Origin of the sequence: Streptomyces sp. NPDC058051 (assembly GCF_042885475.1) — a bacterium.
Lineage (GTDB): Bacteria > Actinomycetota > Actinomycetes > Streptomycetales > Streptomycetaceae > Streptomyces.
In genome coordinates this window covers 126,665-139,256 of sequence record NZ_JBHVRW010000013.1, presented here as the reverse complement: position 1 = coordinate 139,256, position 12,592 = coordinate 126,665, and the positions used below count along the sequence as shown (strand labels likewise).

The window sequence follows — 12,592 nt, the reverse complement described above, 5'->3', positions numbered from 1 at the left end:
GGCCCCTTCCCGCCCGGTCGGAGACGGGGTCTCGCCCGCACAAGCGGGGAACGCGCCACGGCCGGACGGAAGTTCCGATAGTGCTCTGCTCCAGACAGAGGAGACCATCGTGCCTGTCATTTCCGCTCCCTACGCCTTCAATGAAGAGGATCTCTATGTCGACCTCCGGTCGATCTTCGGGCACTCGCTCTTCCTGAAGTGTGAGGGCTTCAACTTCGCCGGCTCGATCAAGTTGAAGGCCGCGACCGAGATGGTGGAGGACGCTGAGCGGGATGGAATCCTGACGCCGGAATCGTTCCTGGTCGAGTCCTCGTCCGGAAACCTCGGCGTGGCGCTGAGCATGATCGCGGCGAGCAAGGGCTACCGGTTCCTGTGTGTGACGGACGCCCGCGTCAATCTGTCCAACAGAATGATGATGGAGGCGTTGGGCAGTCAGGTGCACGTGATCGCCGAACAGGAGGCCAACGGCGGTTTTCTCGGCGCACGGCTGGACTACGTCCGCGCGCTGTGCGCCTCCGACGACCGGTATGTGTGGCTCAGCCAGTACACCAATCCGAGCAACTGGAAGGCGCACTACCGCACGACCGCGCCGCAGATCGCCCGTCAGTTCCCGCGGCTGGACGTGCTGTTCGTCGGAGCCGGCACCACAGGAACCCTGATGGGCTGTGCGCGCTACTTCCGGAGATGGCACCGGCGGGTGCGGATCATCGCGGTGGACAGCGTCGGCTCGGTATCCTTCGGCGGTTCGCCGGGCCGCCGGATGATTCCCGGTCTGGGCACGAGCATGCGCCCGCCGCTGCTCGACGAGTCCTATGTCGACGAGGTGATTCGTGTCGAGGAGGCGGACACCGTACGTGCCTGCCATCGTCTGGCCAGGCGCGGATTCCTGTTCGGCGGCTCCACCGGCACGGTGATCAGCGCCGCAACGGACTGGATGGCCCGGCATGACGCGCGCGAACTCACCGCAGTGGCCATCGGCCCGGACCTCGGCGAGCGCTACCTCGACACCATCTACCAGACCAACTGGCTGCAGGGTCTCTACGGCGAGGAGGTGCTCGACTCCGACAAGCAGGCCGCCGATTCCTGGACAGCCGCCCCCTCGCCGGTGACACCGTAGGACCGTCGGCCGGACCCTGCCAGTCTCCCGATTCAGGAAGTCTGTTCAGACAGCCGGCGAGGCGTTCGAGGATCCGGAGGGCGTTACCCCTTGATCATGGACACCCTGATCACCGGTGACTTTCGGCCTGCGGGTCTCCCCCCAGGTCTTGGGGGCGAGCTGGTAGGCAGCTCGGGTCACACGGACCCGTGTCCCGAGGTGGAGTCGACGGCCGCCTGTACCGCTTCCAGCAGCGCGGCCAGATCACGGGCCCGATCCCATTCCGCGGCCGTGTACCTCCAGATCCGGCTCACGCCCGGGAGTTCCGGCCGGCCTTGCGTGATCTGCACAATCCGCTTCCCCTTCCGGTCGGGCCCGGTGACGCGTAGGTGCAGGTGCCGTATGTGGAAGCGGAGAGGGTGGTCACAGCCGAAGATCTCCAGTATCCGACCGTCGAACGAGTAGAACTCCCTGCCGACCGTGGCCGTGATCTCGTCGTTCATGGGGGGAATCCTATGCACGGTGACCAGTCGGCGGCAGGCCCCTGTCACACACCACTTCCCTCACCGCCCCCGCCACCGCGCCCGTGCGGCGTCTGCGAAGACCTGCGTCGGAGCGTCTCGGCAGCGGGAACTCCCGGCCGTCCTGGGCCATGACCTCGGCCCGTGGTGAGGAGGAATCGCGGCTTACCGTAGGCGCTTCAGGAACCTGCTGGAGCAGGCCAGTTGAGGGGGGTACATGCCGCAGATCAAGAAGGTCACGTTGCAGAGCGGCAAGGTCCGTTACCGCGCCGTCGTCGACATGGGCCATGACGCCCAGGGCAAGCGCATGCAGCGCACCGTCACGATGGACACTGCAACAGAGGTGCGTGACGAGATCGCCCGCATCCGCAATCAGCGGGCGACGGGCATGTTCGTCATGCCGAGCAGGATCACAGTGTCCGAGTGGCTCGACATCTGGCTGGCCGAGAAGGCCCAGGACCTGGAGGAGAGCACGGTCCAGGGGTACAGGAACGCTTTGGTCCACGCGCATTCCTACCTCGGCTACATGCGCCTGCAGGAACTGACGGAGGAACACGTCGAGTCCATGGTCGCCTGGCTGCTCGTCGGCGCCCGCAGACGTGGCGGCCAAGCCGGCACAGGGCTGCGCCCCTCGACGGCCCAAGGGGTGCTCAGTCGCCTGAAAGAGGCCCTCGGCCGGGCCGTCGTACGGAAATTGGTGCATGCCAACGTCGCCGTGTACGTGAAGATCCCTCGCCGTGCCCGCAAGGAGGACAAGCGCACCAACAAGCGTCCCGCCCCGTGGAACGTCGTCGAGGTCAAGGACTTCCTTCTCGGCATCAAGGACGAGCGTCTGTTCGCCCCGCTGATACTCAGCCTGATGGGCCTGCGTGCCGCTGAGGTCGCCGGTCTGCGCTGGGAGGACATCGACTTCGACGCCGAAACACTGGTCATCGCCCACACCAGGACGATGATCGGCAACGCCCGGGTGCTGGAGAGGGACACCAGAACAGAGGCGGGCGAACGCACACTGCCACTGCCACTGCCGGTGAGGCAGGCGCTGCTCGCCTTTCAGTTGACGCAGGAGATGGAGCAGATGTCGATGGGCGCGCTCCATCAGCGTTCTGGCCATATGTTCGTCGACCACCTCGGCCGGCCGCTCACGACTCGCCACCTGCGTGAGGCCGCGTACTCCCTGCAGCGGAAGCTGGAGCTGCGGAAGGTCCGGCTCTACGACGCGCGCCACTCGTGCCTCATGTTTCTTGCCGTCAACGGTGTGCCGGACGCCGTTCTCGCCGCATGGGCCGGCCATGCCGACGCCAACTCCGCCCAGCGGGGGTCCGTCCGCCCGAGCCCCGAGGACCTCGTCGTCGCCTCGGACCACCTCACTTCTCTCCTCGGTTTCAGTGAGGGCGAAGCAGCCTGACGATCAGGACGACGTGACAGATTGTGAGATTTCTGCCCGAGGCGAACAGTTAAAACAGCATCTGACCTGGGACTTTTAGTGGATCACTAGGATGTGTTCCGCATCATAATCCTCCGTACGTCCTGTACATTTTTTGCACACATGCGCAGGCCCCGCACAGCACCCGGAGGAGAGGCATCGCCATGCTGTTCCGTCCCACCGCCCGCTACGTACTGCCCGAGTTCACCGAGCGCACGTCCAGCGGAACCCGCACGCTCGACCCGTACTCCAGACTGCTCGCCGAACGGATCGTCTTCCTCGGCACCCCGGTCGACGACACCGCGGCCACCGACCTCATCGCGCAGTTCATGTACCTGGAGCACGACGCTCCCGACCGCCCCATTTCCCTCTACATCAACAGCCCGGGCGGCTCGTTCGAAGCCATGTGCGCGATCTACGACACGATGCAGTACCTCAGCTGCGAGGTGGAGACCTACTGCCTCGGCCAGGCCGGTTCCTGCGCGTCGACGCTGCTCGCCGCGGGCGCTCCGGGCCGACGGCACGCGCTGCCCGGCGCCAGGGTCGTCGTACGGCAGCCCGAGCTCACCGAGCCGATGCGGGGTCAGCCGTCCGATCTGGAGATCGAGGCGCAGGAGTGGGCACGGGTCCGCGAGCTGCTCACCGTCCTCCTGGCCCGCCACACGGGCCGCGGCGCCGAGCAGATCTCCGCCGACATCGAGCGCGACCTCATCCTCGACGCGGCCGGCGCCAAGGCGTACGGCCTGGTGGATCACATCATGGAGAACCGGAAGCCTGCCCTCCCGCCGCAGAGTGCGAGGTGAACGTCCGATGCTGCTCCCCGAACTGCCACCCCTCCCCGCACTGACGCGCGCAGAGGGGGAGTTCATCGACTGCTACCTCGAAGTCCTCGACCAGTTGGGGCGGATCAATCCGGCACGCGCCGACGACACCTACAGCGCGCTGCGCGCCGCACAGGCACTGGCCTCACGGGCGGGCGCCTTGCGGGACGCCCTCACGCTGATGCACGCACGCGGCGAAGCACGCATCCACACCGGGACGCTGACGCGGGCACTGCGCGTACTGGACGGGGAGCGGAGGGCCGCGCGCGTCACCGTACCCCCCGCTCGGGCGAGTTGATCCGCCCGCGCCGCCTGCGCACCCGGCGGGGCGCCGTCAACTCCCCCTGCCTCCACCCGCAGCGGATCGGCTCATCTCGCTCCGGCCCCGCTTCCGACGGACCTCAGCACGCTCCCCTGCGCGACACGCCCGGCCCGTACAGCAGGATTTCAGCCCTTTCGGCGTAGAAAATCCCTTCACATGATGACTATCCCAACTTGCGATTTTTTCGCGCACAGTGAGTGGATTTCATCGTTCCACCGCTGGTACGAGGTCGTCACCAGTGACCAGCGTGGACCCAAAAGGTTGCATACACACCCTAACGGGCTAGTCGCGATAACCCTCACATAGCGCCTCGCATCATCGGAAATCCGGCATCCGTTGAGTAAAGATCCCTGGGACGACAAGCCCCCGCCACCACGGCGGGGCGGTCCGGGCGGACGCCGAGTCCTGCCGCCGTCCGGATGCCTGGTCGACAGAAGTGGATCGGCAGGAGTGGAGGACCCGAGCACTACGGGCCGGCCGGAACATCGGCCGGCCCTCGGGGTGAAGCCGCCGTGCGCGGCCGGGCAACTTCGCCAGCCCGAACCCGACAGGTCATCCTTCACAGGCGGCTGACGAAGGGTTGCGCATGAGTGCGCAGGTTCATGTCCCGTCTCTGCTCGCCCGGGCCGGTACGGCCTCGGTTCTGACTCTGGCCGCCGTCGGCGGCACGATGCTCGCCCCGGGTGCCACGACCCAGGCCCAGGCGGCCACTCTCTCGTTGAAGGCGCTCAAGATCGCGGCGTCGAAGAAGGGATCGCCCTACAGCTGGGGGGCGACCGGCCCCTCTCGCTTCGACTGCTCGGGTCTGACCGTCTATTCGTTCAAGAAAGCCGGTAAGAAGCTCCCGCGCACGGCCCAGCAGCAGTACAACAAGACCCGCCACATCTCGGCCTCCCACAGGCAACGCGGCGACCTGGTCTTCTTCCACTACGGCCACGGCATCTACCACGTGGGGATCTACGCCGGGAAGGGCAGGATCTGGCACTCGCCGCGATCCGGCGCGGTAGTCCGCCTGGAGAAGATCTGGACGAAGAGCGTCTACTACGGGCGGGTCCGCTGATGCCCCTCCACTGGAGGGTCCGATGCCGCTCCGGCGGACCGGGCCACCCCCCTCCGGTGGATCGGGCGATGCCTCTCCGGCGATCAGGGGTGCCCCTCCGGTACATCGGGCCGCGCCACGGGCCGTGACCCGCCGGACCGGGACCGGTCCGTGCCGGCGGTCCGTGCGCCCTCCGGCATCGGGCGGAACCGGACGTCGGCGCGGGCCCCGACGCGGCGAGCACCGTTCCTCGCACCGCCGAGGGCGGGTGAACAGGCACTCGGGAAGCGCCGAGCCGACGAACCGTACGGCCTGTCAGCTCTCCACCGGGATGCTCCACGGGAGCGCGATCGACACCGTCTTGCCGCCGTCGGCGGTGGGGGTGACGGTGAGTCGGCCGCCGCACTCCTTCGCCAGGCAGCGAATGATCACCATGCCGCGCCCGTTGTCCTGCTGAACCGCGGCGGGGAGCCGCCGGGGCCAGCGGGGGTGGCTGTCCGTCACCCCCAGATGCAGTTCCTCCTCCCGCACCAGCCTCAGGGCCACGGTGAAGGTGGGCGACTGTCCGAAGGTGTGCTGGACCGCGTTGGTCGCGAGTTCCGAGACGATGAGGCGAATGCTGTCGGCGTACTCCGTATCCCCGGCCAGCCCCCAGTCGTTCAGCACTCTCGCCACATGTCTGCGGGCCGCCGACACCGAGACCGGCTCGCTCGGCAGAGTGACGCGTGCTTCCTGATGGTCTGCCATGGCGAGCCGTCCCTTTCCCACCCGGACCGGCCCTCGGCCGGTCCGGGATGTGCTTCGCACCGGATTGCCATTGATGCTGCCCTCTGGGGCGGCCATCCACCACGATATGCATATATCTGTCGCTCAATGCGGTGAACTCTGCCACGCACGAGCGCATCCGGGCGTGACACTGTCCGCTCGGCACAAGAGGGAGGGAGGCCGCAGATGCAGCACGGCCCTGCGGTGAGGCGCCGCAAGCTCGGAGAGGAACTCCGGAGTCTGCGCCACGCGTCCGGACTGACCAGTCGCGACGCCGCGCGGACACTCGGCTGGCACCAGTCGAAGGTGAGCCGTATCGAGACCGGAGTCAGTGGGGTACGGCCGGCCGACGTGGCCCGACTGCTGGACGCGTACGGCGTGGACGACACGCAACTGCGGACGCTGCTGGCCACGCTGGCGGGCTCGGCGGGCGGTGGCGGCACCGGGTGGTGGCACGCCTATCGCGGCCTGATCCCGCCCCAGTACCGCGACTTCATCAGCCTGGAGTCCCAGGCGCGGACCGCGCGGACCCTGGAGACCTCGGTGATGCCGGGGCTCCTGCAGACCGCCGACTACGCACGCGCGGTGACCCGGGCGTCGCTGGACGGGTTGCCCGTCGGCCAGTTGGACTCCCTGGTGGAGGTGCGGCTCGCCCGACAGGGAGTGCTGCGGACCGATCCGCCGCTGCGCCTGAGCGCGGTGCTCGACGAGGCGGTACTGCGTCGCGAGGTCGGCGGGCGACGGGTGATGAGGAACCAGCTGCGCCATCTGACGCGCGTGGCTCAACTTCCGCACGTGGAACTTCAGTTGCTGCCGTTCTCGGTCGGCGGCTACGCCGGACTCACCGGTCCTTTCGTTATCTTCTCATTTCCGAACACTTCTGATCTGGACGTGGTAGTTCTTGACCATTTGACGAGTAGCCTCTACCTGGAGCGGAAAGAAGACCTTGAGGCGTACAGCTCGGCCTTCCGCACCATGCAGGCACACGCGCTGTCGCCGCAGCACTCGTTGGACCTCATCGCCGCGATCGACCGCGACGAACGGTGACCCCGAACTGCCCGAGGGGGGCTCATGTCGGAATGCCTCGCACAGCACGAGTTACGGTGGCGGCGCAGCAGCCGCAGTACGGGGATGAACAACTGCGTGGAGGCCGCAGCGTTCGGTGACGGACGGCTGGCCGTGCGGGACTCCAAGGACGTGTCCAGGCCGCCGCTGCGGTTCTCCGCGGCGTCCTGGGCATCCTTCCTCGCCGGCCTGGACCGGGGTCCGGTCAGCTGACGGGAGCGGTCCGGCGCACGATCGCCACCGCCGCGTCGACCTGCTCCCGGGTCAGGTCGGCCCGCGCTGTGAGCCTCAGTCGGGAGACACCGTCCGGCACCGACGGCGGCCGGAAGCATCCCACCGCGATTCCCTCGGTGCGGCAGTCGGCCGCCCAGCGCACCGCGGCGTCCGCCGAGGGTGCGCGTACCGAGACCACGGCCGCGTCGGGACGTGCGGCGGTCAGGCCGGCCTCGGTGAGCCGCAGGTACAGGGCGTTGGCGACGGCACGGGCCCTTCCGGCGCGTTCCGGTTCGCGGCGCAGCAGCCGCAGGCTCGCCAGGGCGGCGCCCACCGCAGCCGGTGCGAGGCCCGTGTCGAAGATGAACGTACGGGCCGTGTTGACCAGGTGTTCGATGACCGGGGCGGGTCCGAGGACCGCTCCGCCCTGGCTGCCGAGGGACTTGGAGAGCGTGAGTGTGGTGACGATCCCCTCGCCGTCCGCGAGTCCGGCGGCGGCGAGCGCTCCCCGGCCGCCCTCGCCCAGCACGCCCAGACCGTGCGCGTCGTCGACGAGCAGCGCGGCGCCCTCCGTCCGGCAGGCGTCGGCCAGTCCGGCCAGTGGTGCGGCGTCGCCGTCCACCGAGAAGACCGAGTCGGTGACCACGAGCGCGGGTCCGCCGTGTGCGTGCAGGGCTTTGCGTACGGCATCGGGATCGGCATGCGGGACGACGGCGGTCTCGGCGCGGGAGAGCCGGCAACCGTCCACGATCGAGGCGTGGTTGCCCGCGTCGGAGACGATCAGTGAGCCGCGGCCGGTGAGCGCGGTGAGGGCGGCGAGATTGGCCGCGTAGCCCGACGACAGCACCAGGGCGGCCTCGAAACCGCAGAAGTCGGCCAGTTCGCTCTCCAGTTCGGTGTGGAGCGCGGTGGTGCCGGTGACGAGCCGCGATCCGGTCGCCCCCGCACCCCACGTGCGGGCCGCCTCGGCTGCGGCGGCGGTGACCTCGGGGTGGCGGGTCAGGCCCAGGTAGTCGTTGCTCGCGAGGTCCAGAAGTTCTGGTTCGGCGGGTCGGGAGCGGAGCGTGCGGACGAGTCCGGCGTCCGCGCGGCGGCGCGCCTCGGCATCGATCCATTCGAACGGGGCGAAGGACATGAGCGGTCCCTTTTGTAGGCAGCTCACAGACCCTAACCGGCCTCGCAGCAGGGCATGATGTGGCAATACACACACGCTCGACGGGCTCTGTTGTCCGGTTCCTCCTTGGCTGCGGACGGTGCCGTAGGCCAGGATCGACGCCATGGACCTCCTGAACACGCTGGTGGACAAGGGGCTGCGGCGCGAGCTGCCGACCCGCGAAGAAGCGCTCGCCGTACTGGCGACCTCGGACGACGATCTGCTCGAAGTGGTGGCCGCGGCCGGAAAGGTGCGCCGCCAGTGGTTCGGGCGGCGCGTGAAGCTGAACTATCTGGTCAATCTCAAGTCCGGGCTCTGCCCCGAGGACTGCTCGTACTGCTCGCAGCGGCTCGGTTCGAAGGCCGAGATCCTCAAGTACACCTGGCTCAAGCCGGACGAGGCGTCGAAGGCCGCCGCCGCCGGGGTGGCGGGTGGCGCCAAACGGGTGTGTCTGGTGGCGAGCGGTCGCGGCCCGACGGACCGTGATGTGGACCGTGTGTCGGAGACCATCGAGGCGATCAAGGAACGGAACGAGGGCGTCGAGGTGTGTGCCTGTCTCGGTCTGCTCTCCGACGGACAGGCCGAACGGCTGCGGTCGGCGGGCGCCGACGCGTACAACCACAACCTCAACACGTCCGAGGGGACGTACGGGGACATCACCACCACCCACACCTATGCGGACCGGGTGGAGACGGTGCAGCAGGCGCAGGCCGCCGGGCTCTCCGCGTGCTCCGGGCTGATCGCGGGGATGGGTGAGAGCGACGCCGATCTGGTCGACGTCGTCTTCTCGCTGCGCGAGCTGGATCCGGACTCGGTGCCGGTGAACTTCCTGATCCCGTTCGAGGGAACCCCGCTGGCCAAGGAGTGGAACCTCACCCCCCAGCGGTGCCTGCGCATTCTGGCGATGGTCCGGTTCGTGTGTCCGGATGTCGAAGTGCGGCTCGCGGGCGGGCGCGAGGTGCATCTGCGTTCCCTGCAGCCGCTCGCCCTGCACCTGGTCAACTCCATCTTCCTGGGCGACTACCTCACCAGTGAGGGACAGGCGGGCCAGGCGGATCTGGACATGATCGCGGACGCCGGTTTCCAGGTGGAGGGCGCGGGAACGACGACGCTGCCCGCACACCGCGAGCAGGCGGGTGGCGGCTGCGGCTCGCACGACGGCGGATGCGCTCCCTGCGGTGGCGACGCCCCCGGGGAGGCCGGCACCGCGGAGGCCGGCACCGCGGAGGTCCCGGCGGCCCGCACGGATCTGGTGGCGGTCCGCCGTCGCGGCGCGGGCACGGATCTCGCCCCCAATGCCTGAGCTCCTCACCCCGGCGGACCTGCGGTCCCTGGACCGGGCCCACGTCTGGCATCCCTACGGCCCGATGCCGGGGCGTCAGGAACCGCTGATCGTGGAGTCCGCCTCCGGGGTACGGCTCCGCCTCGCCGAACCGGCCCACGGCCGGAGCGAGTTGATCGACGGCATGTCGTCCTGGTGGTCGGCGGTGCACGGCTACAACCACCCGGTGCTCAACGAGGCGGCACGCGGTCAGCTGGACCGGATGAGTCATGTGATGTTCGGCGGGCTCACCCATGAGCCCGCCGTGCGGCTGGCCACCCGGCTGGTCGAGATCACCCCGGAACCACTGCGGCATGTCTTCCTCGCCGACTCGGGGTCGGTGTCGGTCGAGGTCGCGGTCAAGATGTGTTTGCAGTACTGGCGCTCGGCCGGGCGGCCGGCCAAGCAGCGGCTGCTGACCTGGCGCGGGGGGTATCACGGGGACACCTGGCAGCCGATGTCGGTGTGCGATCCCGAGGGCGGCATGCACGAGCTGTGGTCGGGGATACTGCCCCGGCAGGTCTTCGCGGACGAGCCGCCGGCCGGATTCGACGCGGAGCCGGACACCGCGTACGTACACCACCTGTGGGAGCTGATCGCGGAGCACGCCGACCGGCTGGCCGCGGTGATCGTGGAGCCGGTGGTCCAGGGCGCGGGCGGCATGCGCTTCCACTCCCCCGCCTATCTGCGGGTGCTGCGCGAGGCGTGCGACGCGCATGACGTGCTGCTGGTGTTCGACGAGATCGCCACGGGTTTCGGCCGAACCGGGAAACTGTTCGCCGCCGGGCATGCGGAGGTCTCACCCGATGTCATGTGTGTGGGCAAGGCACTGACCGGCGGCTATCTGACGATGGCGGCGACACTGTGCACCTCACGGGTGGCGGAGGGCATCTCGCGCGGCGAGGTGCCGGTACTGGCACACGGGCCCACGTTCATGGGCAACCCGCTCGCCTCCGCGGTGGCGTGCGCCTCCATCGATCTGTTGCTCGGACAGGACTGGTCGAAGGAGGTCGAGCGGATCGGCAGCGGGCTGCGGGACGGTCTCGACCGGGCCGTGGAACTGCCCGGGGTACGGGATGTACGGGTGCTCGGCGCGATCGGCGTCGTCCAGCTCGACCACGAGGTGGACATGGAGGCCGCGACCCGGGCGGCGGTACGTGAGGGTGTGTGGCTGAGGCCGTTCCGCGACCTCGTCTACACGATGCCGCCCTATGTGACGGATGACGAGGACGTGGCGCGGATCGCCCGTGCCGTGTGCGCGGCTGCGCGGGAGGGTTGAGATGACAGTACTGGTGGTGACGGGTACAGGCACGGAGATCGGCAAGACGGTCGTGACCGCGGCCGTGGCGGCGGCGCACCGGGATCGCGGTGTCGCGGTGCTCAAGCCCGCCCAGACAGGGCTGGCGCCGGGTGAGAGGGGGGACGCCGCCGAGGTGGTCCGGCTGGCGGGCGGCCATGTGACCGCTGTCGAACTGGCCCGGTACCCCGAGCCGTTGGCACCTGCCACGGCTGCTCGCCGGGCCGGTCTCCCGCCGGTACGGCCGTACGAGATCGCCCAGGCGGCGGAGAAGCTGGCGACCGACCACGATCTGGTGCTGGTCGAGGGAGCGGGCGGGTTGCTCGTACGGTTCGACGACGACGGCGCGACCCTCGCCGACGCGGCCCGGCTGATGTCCGCACCGGTCCTGGTCGTGACGCCTGCCGGACTGGGCACGCTCAATACCACCGCGCTGACGTCGGAGGCGTTGCGGGCCCGCGGGCTGGAGTGCCTCGGTGTGGTGGTGGGCAGCATGCCCGCCGAGCCGGATCTTGCGGCGCGCTGCAATCTGGAGGACCTTCCGGTGGCGGCGGGCGCCCCGCTGCTGGGGGTGGTCCCGGCCGGTGCGGGGGCACTGCTGCCCGCCGAGTTCCGTGCCCGGGCCGGGAGTTGGCTGGCAGCCCGGCTGGGCGGGACTCGGCCGGCAGATTGAGCGACGGTGCCGCGCGGGGCGTGGCCCGGTGGTCGGCGCCGGCGCACTGACGCCTCGCCCATCGGGTCACACCGGCGGTGTCAGAGACTCCACGAGCGCAGTTCGTCGGCGATGACCCGGACGTCCGCCTTGTCCTGCTTGACCAGTCGGGCCAGGTCGCGGACCTGTTCGGGTGACGTGATGACCTTCAGTCCGGAGGCGACGAGATAGCCGTAGGCGACGGCCGAGGAGAACATCGCGTTGGAATGTTCGAGCGCCGGAACATGGAGCAGCAGCTGGAGTAGCGCGGCGGCCCTGGAGTGCGGGTCGCTGTAGACCGGGCTGCCGAAGATCTCTGCCTCGTGACGGGCCACCGCGGCCACGAGCGCGCCCCAGTCGACGACCTGCGGATCGCCGGGGGTCTTGTGCTCGGCCACCATCAGCAGCCAGGAAAGGTCGATCTGGAGGTTCAACGCGTGCCTTTGCGCTCCGGGCCGAACTCCTCGGCGAACACCGACTCGTACTGCTTCATGAAGTCGGCCGCGGCTTCGACGAAGGTGTGTCCGACCTCGCCCGCATCCTGCTTCACGAGCTCCTCTATGTAGCGGTTCATGCTCATCCCCCTCTGCAGCGCGCGCTGTCGCGCGGCCTCGGCGGTGGCCTCGTCCACTCTCACGTTCAACTGAGTCTTGGGCACTCCACCACGCTAGCGCGAGGACGCTAGCACCTGCAAGAGGGGGGCTTGCGGTGACCGGCCCGCCGGCCGACGATCCGCCCGTCGCGCACGGCACCACCCCTCGCTCGTGACACGGTCGCCCGTCACCGCATGGCGGTATTCGCCGTTCCCGTCCTGCGCGGGCTCTCCCTGCGCCGGCCCGCGCAGGAGAGGCGGCCGGCCGCGAAA

General features: G+C 69.1%; 15 protein-coding genes and 1 riboswitch. Of the genes, 10 read left to right on the top strand and 5 right to left on the bottom strand.

Annotated elements, in window-relative coordinates; all coding sequences use genetic code 11:
- Positions 1–109 precede the first annotated feature (109 nt).
- A complete protein-coding gene (gene sbnA, locus ACFVUT_RS21745) occupies positions 110–1,117 on the top strand; it encodes a 2,3-diaminopropionate biosynthesis protein SbnA (protein ID WP_389660460.1) in 1,008 nt (335 codons plus the stop codon).
- Between the two features lie 176 nt (positions 1,118–1,293).
- On the opposite strand, the gene ACFVUT_RS21740 is transcribed toward sbnA, so the two are convergent.
- Positions 1,294–1,599 carry a hypothetical protein gene (locus tag ACFVUT_RS21740; protein ID WP_389660462.1) on the bottom strand — a complete coding sequence of 102 codons (306 nt, stop codon included), beginning with the start codon at positions 1,597–1,599 and terminating at the stop codon, positions 1,294–1,296.
- 235 nt (positions 1,600–1,834) lie between these two features.
- Between ACFVUT_RS21740 and ACFVUT_RS21735 the strand changes: the two genes are divergently transcribed.
- The 4 genes from ACFVUT_RS21735 to ACFVUT_RS21720 all read left to right on the top strand — a co-directional run bounded on the left by ACFVUT_RS21735 (position 1,835) and on the right by ACFVUT_RS21720 (position 5,243).
- A complete protein-coding gene (locus tag ACFVUT_RS21735; protein WP_389660464.1) occupies positions 1,835–3,022 on the top strand; it encodes a tyrosine-type recombinase/integrase in 1,188 nt (395 codons plus the stop codon).
- Positions 3,023–3,207: 185 nt separating this feature from the next.
- Positions 3,208–3,843, top strand: a complete 636-nt coding sequence (locus ACFVUT_RS21730) for an ATP-dependent Clp protease proteolytic subunit (protein ID WP_389660504.1) — start codon at positions 3,208–3,210, stop codon at positions 3,841–3,843.
- 7 nt (positions 3,844–3,850) lie between these two features.
- Complete coding sequence (locus ACFVUT_RS21725) at positions 3,851–4,159, top strand: hypothetical protein (protein ID WP_389660466.1); 309 nt, start codon at positions 3,851–3,853, stop codon at positions 4,157–4,159.
- Positions 4,160–4,593: 434 nt separating this feature from the next.
- A riboswitch (cyclic di-AMP (ydaO/yuaA leader) is annotated at positions 4,594–4,766 on the top strand.
- Between the two features lie 3 nt (positions 4,767–4,769).
- A complete protein-coding gene (locus ACFVUT_RS21720; RefSeq protein WP_389660468.1) occupies positions 4,770–5,243 on the top strand; it encodes a C40 family peptidase in 474 nt (157 codons plus the stop codon).
- Positions 5,244–5,537: 294 nt separating this feature from the next.
- Here ACFVUT_RS21720 and ACFVUT_RS21715 read toward each other — a convergent pair whose 3' ends face one another.
- On the bottom strand, positions 5,538–5,969 hold the full coding sequence (locus ACFVUT_RS21715) for an ATP-binding protein (RefSeq protein ID WP_389660470.1): 432 nt from the start codon (positions 5,967–5,969) through the stop codon (positions 5,538–5,540).
- 204 nt (positions 5,970–6,173) lie between these two features.
- Here ACFVUT_RS21715 and ACFVUT_RS21710 point away from each other — a divergent pair, with 204 nt between their 5' ends.
- Together ACFVUT_RS21710 and ACFVUT_RS21705 are read left to right on the top strand one after the other, a co-directional pair.
- Entirely contained in the window at positions 6,174–7,034 is an 861-nt protein-coding gene (locus ACFVUT_RS21710; protein WP_389660472.1) for a helix-turn-helix domain-containing protein, read from the top strand.
- A gap of 24 nt (positions 7,035–7,058) precedes the next feature.
- Positions 7,059–7,265 carry a DUF397 domain-containing protein gene (locus tag ACFVUT_RS21705; RefSeq protein ID WP_389660474.1) on the top strand — a complete coding sequence of 69 codons (207 nt, stop codon included), beginning with the start codon at positions 7,059–7,061 and terminating at the stop codon, positions 7,263–7,265.
- On the opposite strand, the gene ACFVUT_RS21700 is transcribed toward ACFVUT_RS21705, so the two are convergent.
- Entirely contained in the window at positions 7,258–8,400 is a 1,143-nt protein-coding gene (locus ACFVUT_RS21700; protein ID WP_389660475.1) for an 8-amino-7-oxononanoate synthase, read from the bottom strand. The genes ACFVUT_RS21705 and ACFVUT_RS21700 overlap by 8 nt on opposite strands.
- Before the next feature lie 142 nt (positions 8,401–8,542).
- On the opposite strand from ACFVUT_RS21700, the gene bioB reads away from it, so the two are divergent.
- From bioB to bioD, 3 genes are read left to right on the top strand one after another with little or no spacing between them, the layout of a single operon-like run.
- Positions 8,543–9,721 carry a biotin synthase BioB gene (gene bioB, locus ACFVUT_RS21695; protein ID WP_389660477.1) on the top strand — a complete coding sequence of 393 codons (1,179 nt, stop codon included), beginning with the start codon at positions 8,543–8,545 and terminating at the stop codon, positions 9,719–9,721.
- Positions 9,714–11,018, top strand: coding sequence for an adenosylmethionine--8-amino-7-oxononanoate transaminase (locus ACFVUT_RS21690; RefSeq protein WP_389660479.1), 1,305 nt, complete (start codon positions 9,714–9,716; stop codon positions 11,016–11,018). Before bioB ends, ACFVUT_RS21690 begins: the two co-directional genes overlap by 8 nt.
- Before the next feature lies 1 nt (position 11,019).
- A complete protein-coding gene (gene bioD / locus ACFVUT_RS21685; protein ID WP_389660481.1) occupies positions 11,020–11,709 on the top strand; it encodes a dethiobiotin synthase in 690 nt (229 codons plus the stop codon).
- Positions 11,710–11,789: 80 nt separating this feature from the next.
- On the opposite strand, the gene ACFVUT_RS21680 is transcribed toward bioD, so the two are convergent.
- A complete protein-coding gene (locus tag ACFVUT_RS21680; RefSeq protein WP_389660483.1) occupies positions 11,790–12,161 on the bottom strand; it encodes a fic family toxin-antitoxin system, toxin component in 372 nt (123 codons plus the stop codon).
- Positions 12,158–12,385 (bottom strand): antitoxin, encoded by a 228-nt coding sequence (locus ACFVUT_RS21675; protein WP_389660485.1) that lies wholly within the window; start codon positions 12,383–12,385, stop codon positions 12,158–12,160. The genes ACFVUT_RS21680 and ACFVUT_RS21675 overlap by 4 nt, the downstream gene beginning before the upstream one ends.
- Between the last annotated feature and the right edge of the window lie 207 nt (positions 12,386–12,592).

Excerpts from the sequence above, each read along its gene's own strand:
- bioD (WP_389660481.1), top strand. The coding sequence starts at position 11,020 with ATGACAGTACTGGTGGTGACGGGTACAGGCACGGAGATCGGCAAGACG.
- bioB (WP_389660477.1), top strand. The coding sequence starts at position 8,543 with ATGGACCTCCTGAACACGCTGGTGGACAAGGGGCTGCGGCGCGAGCTG.
- ACFVUT_RS21690 (WP_389660479.1), top strand. The coding sequence starts at position 9,714 with ATGCCTGAGCTCCTCACCCCGGCGGACCTGCGGTCCCTGGACCGGGCC.
- ACFVUT_RS21725 (WP_389660466.1), top strand. The coding sequence starts at position 3,851 with ATGCTGCTCCCCGAACTGCCACCCCTCCCCGCACTGACGCGCGCAGAG.
- ACFVUT_RS21720 (WP_389660468.1), top strand. The coding sequence starts at position 4,770 with ATGAGTGCGCAGGTTCATGTCCCGTCTCTGCTCGCCCGGGCCGGTACG.
- ACFVUT_RS21700 (WP_389660475.1), bottom strand. The coding sequence starts at position 8,400 with ATGTCCTTCGCCCCGTTCGAATGGATCGATGCCGAGGCGCGCCGCCGC.
- ACFVUT_RS21740 (WP_389660462.1), bottom strand. The coding sequence starts at position 1,599 with ATGAACGACGAGATCACGGCCACGGTCGGCAGGGAGTTCTACTCGTTC.
- ACFVUT_RS21705 (WP_389660474.1), top strand. The coding sequence starts at position 7,059 with ATGTCGGAATGCCTCGCACAGCACGAGTTACGGTGGCGGCGCAGCAGC.
- ACFVUT_RS21710 (WP_389660472.1), top strand. The coding sequence starts at position 6,174 with ATGCAGCACGGCCCTGCGGTGAGGCGCCGCAAGCTCGGAGAGGAACTC.
- ACFVUT_RS21735 (WP_389660464.1), top strand. The coding sequence starts at position 1,835 with ATGCCGCAGATCAAGAAGGTCACGTTGCAGAGCGGCAAGGTCCGTTAC.
- ACFVUT_RS21715 (WP_389660470.1), bottom strand. The coding sequence starts at position 5,969 with ATGGCAGACCATCAGGAAGCACGCGTCACTCTGCCGAGCGAGCCGGTC.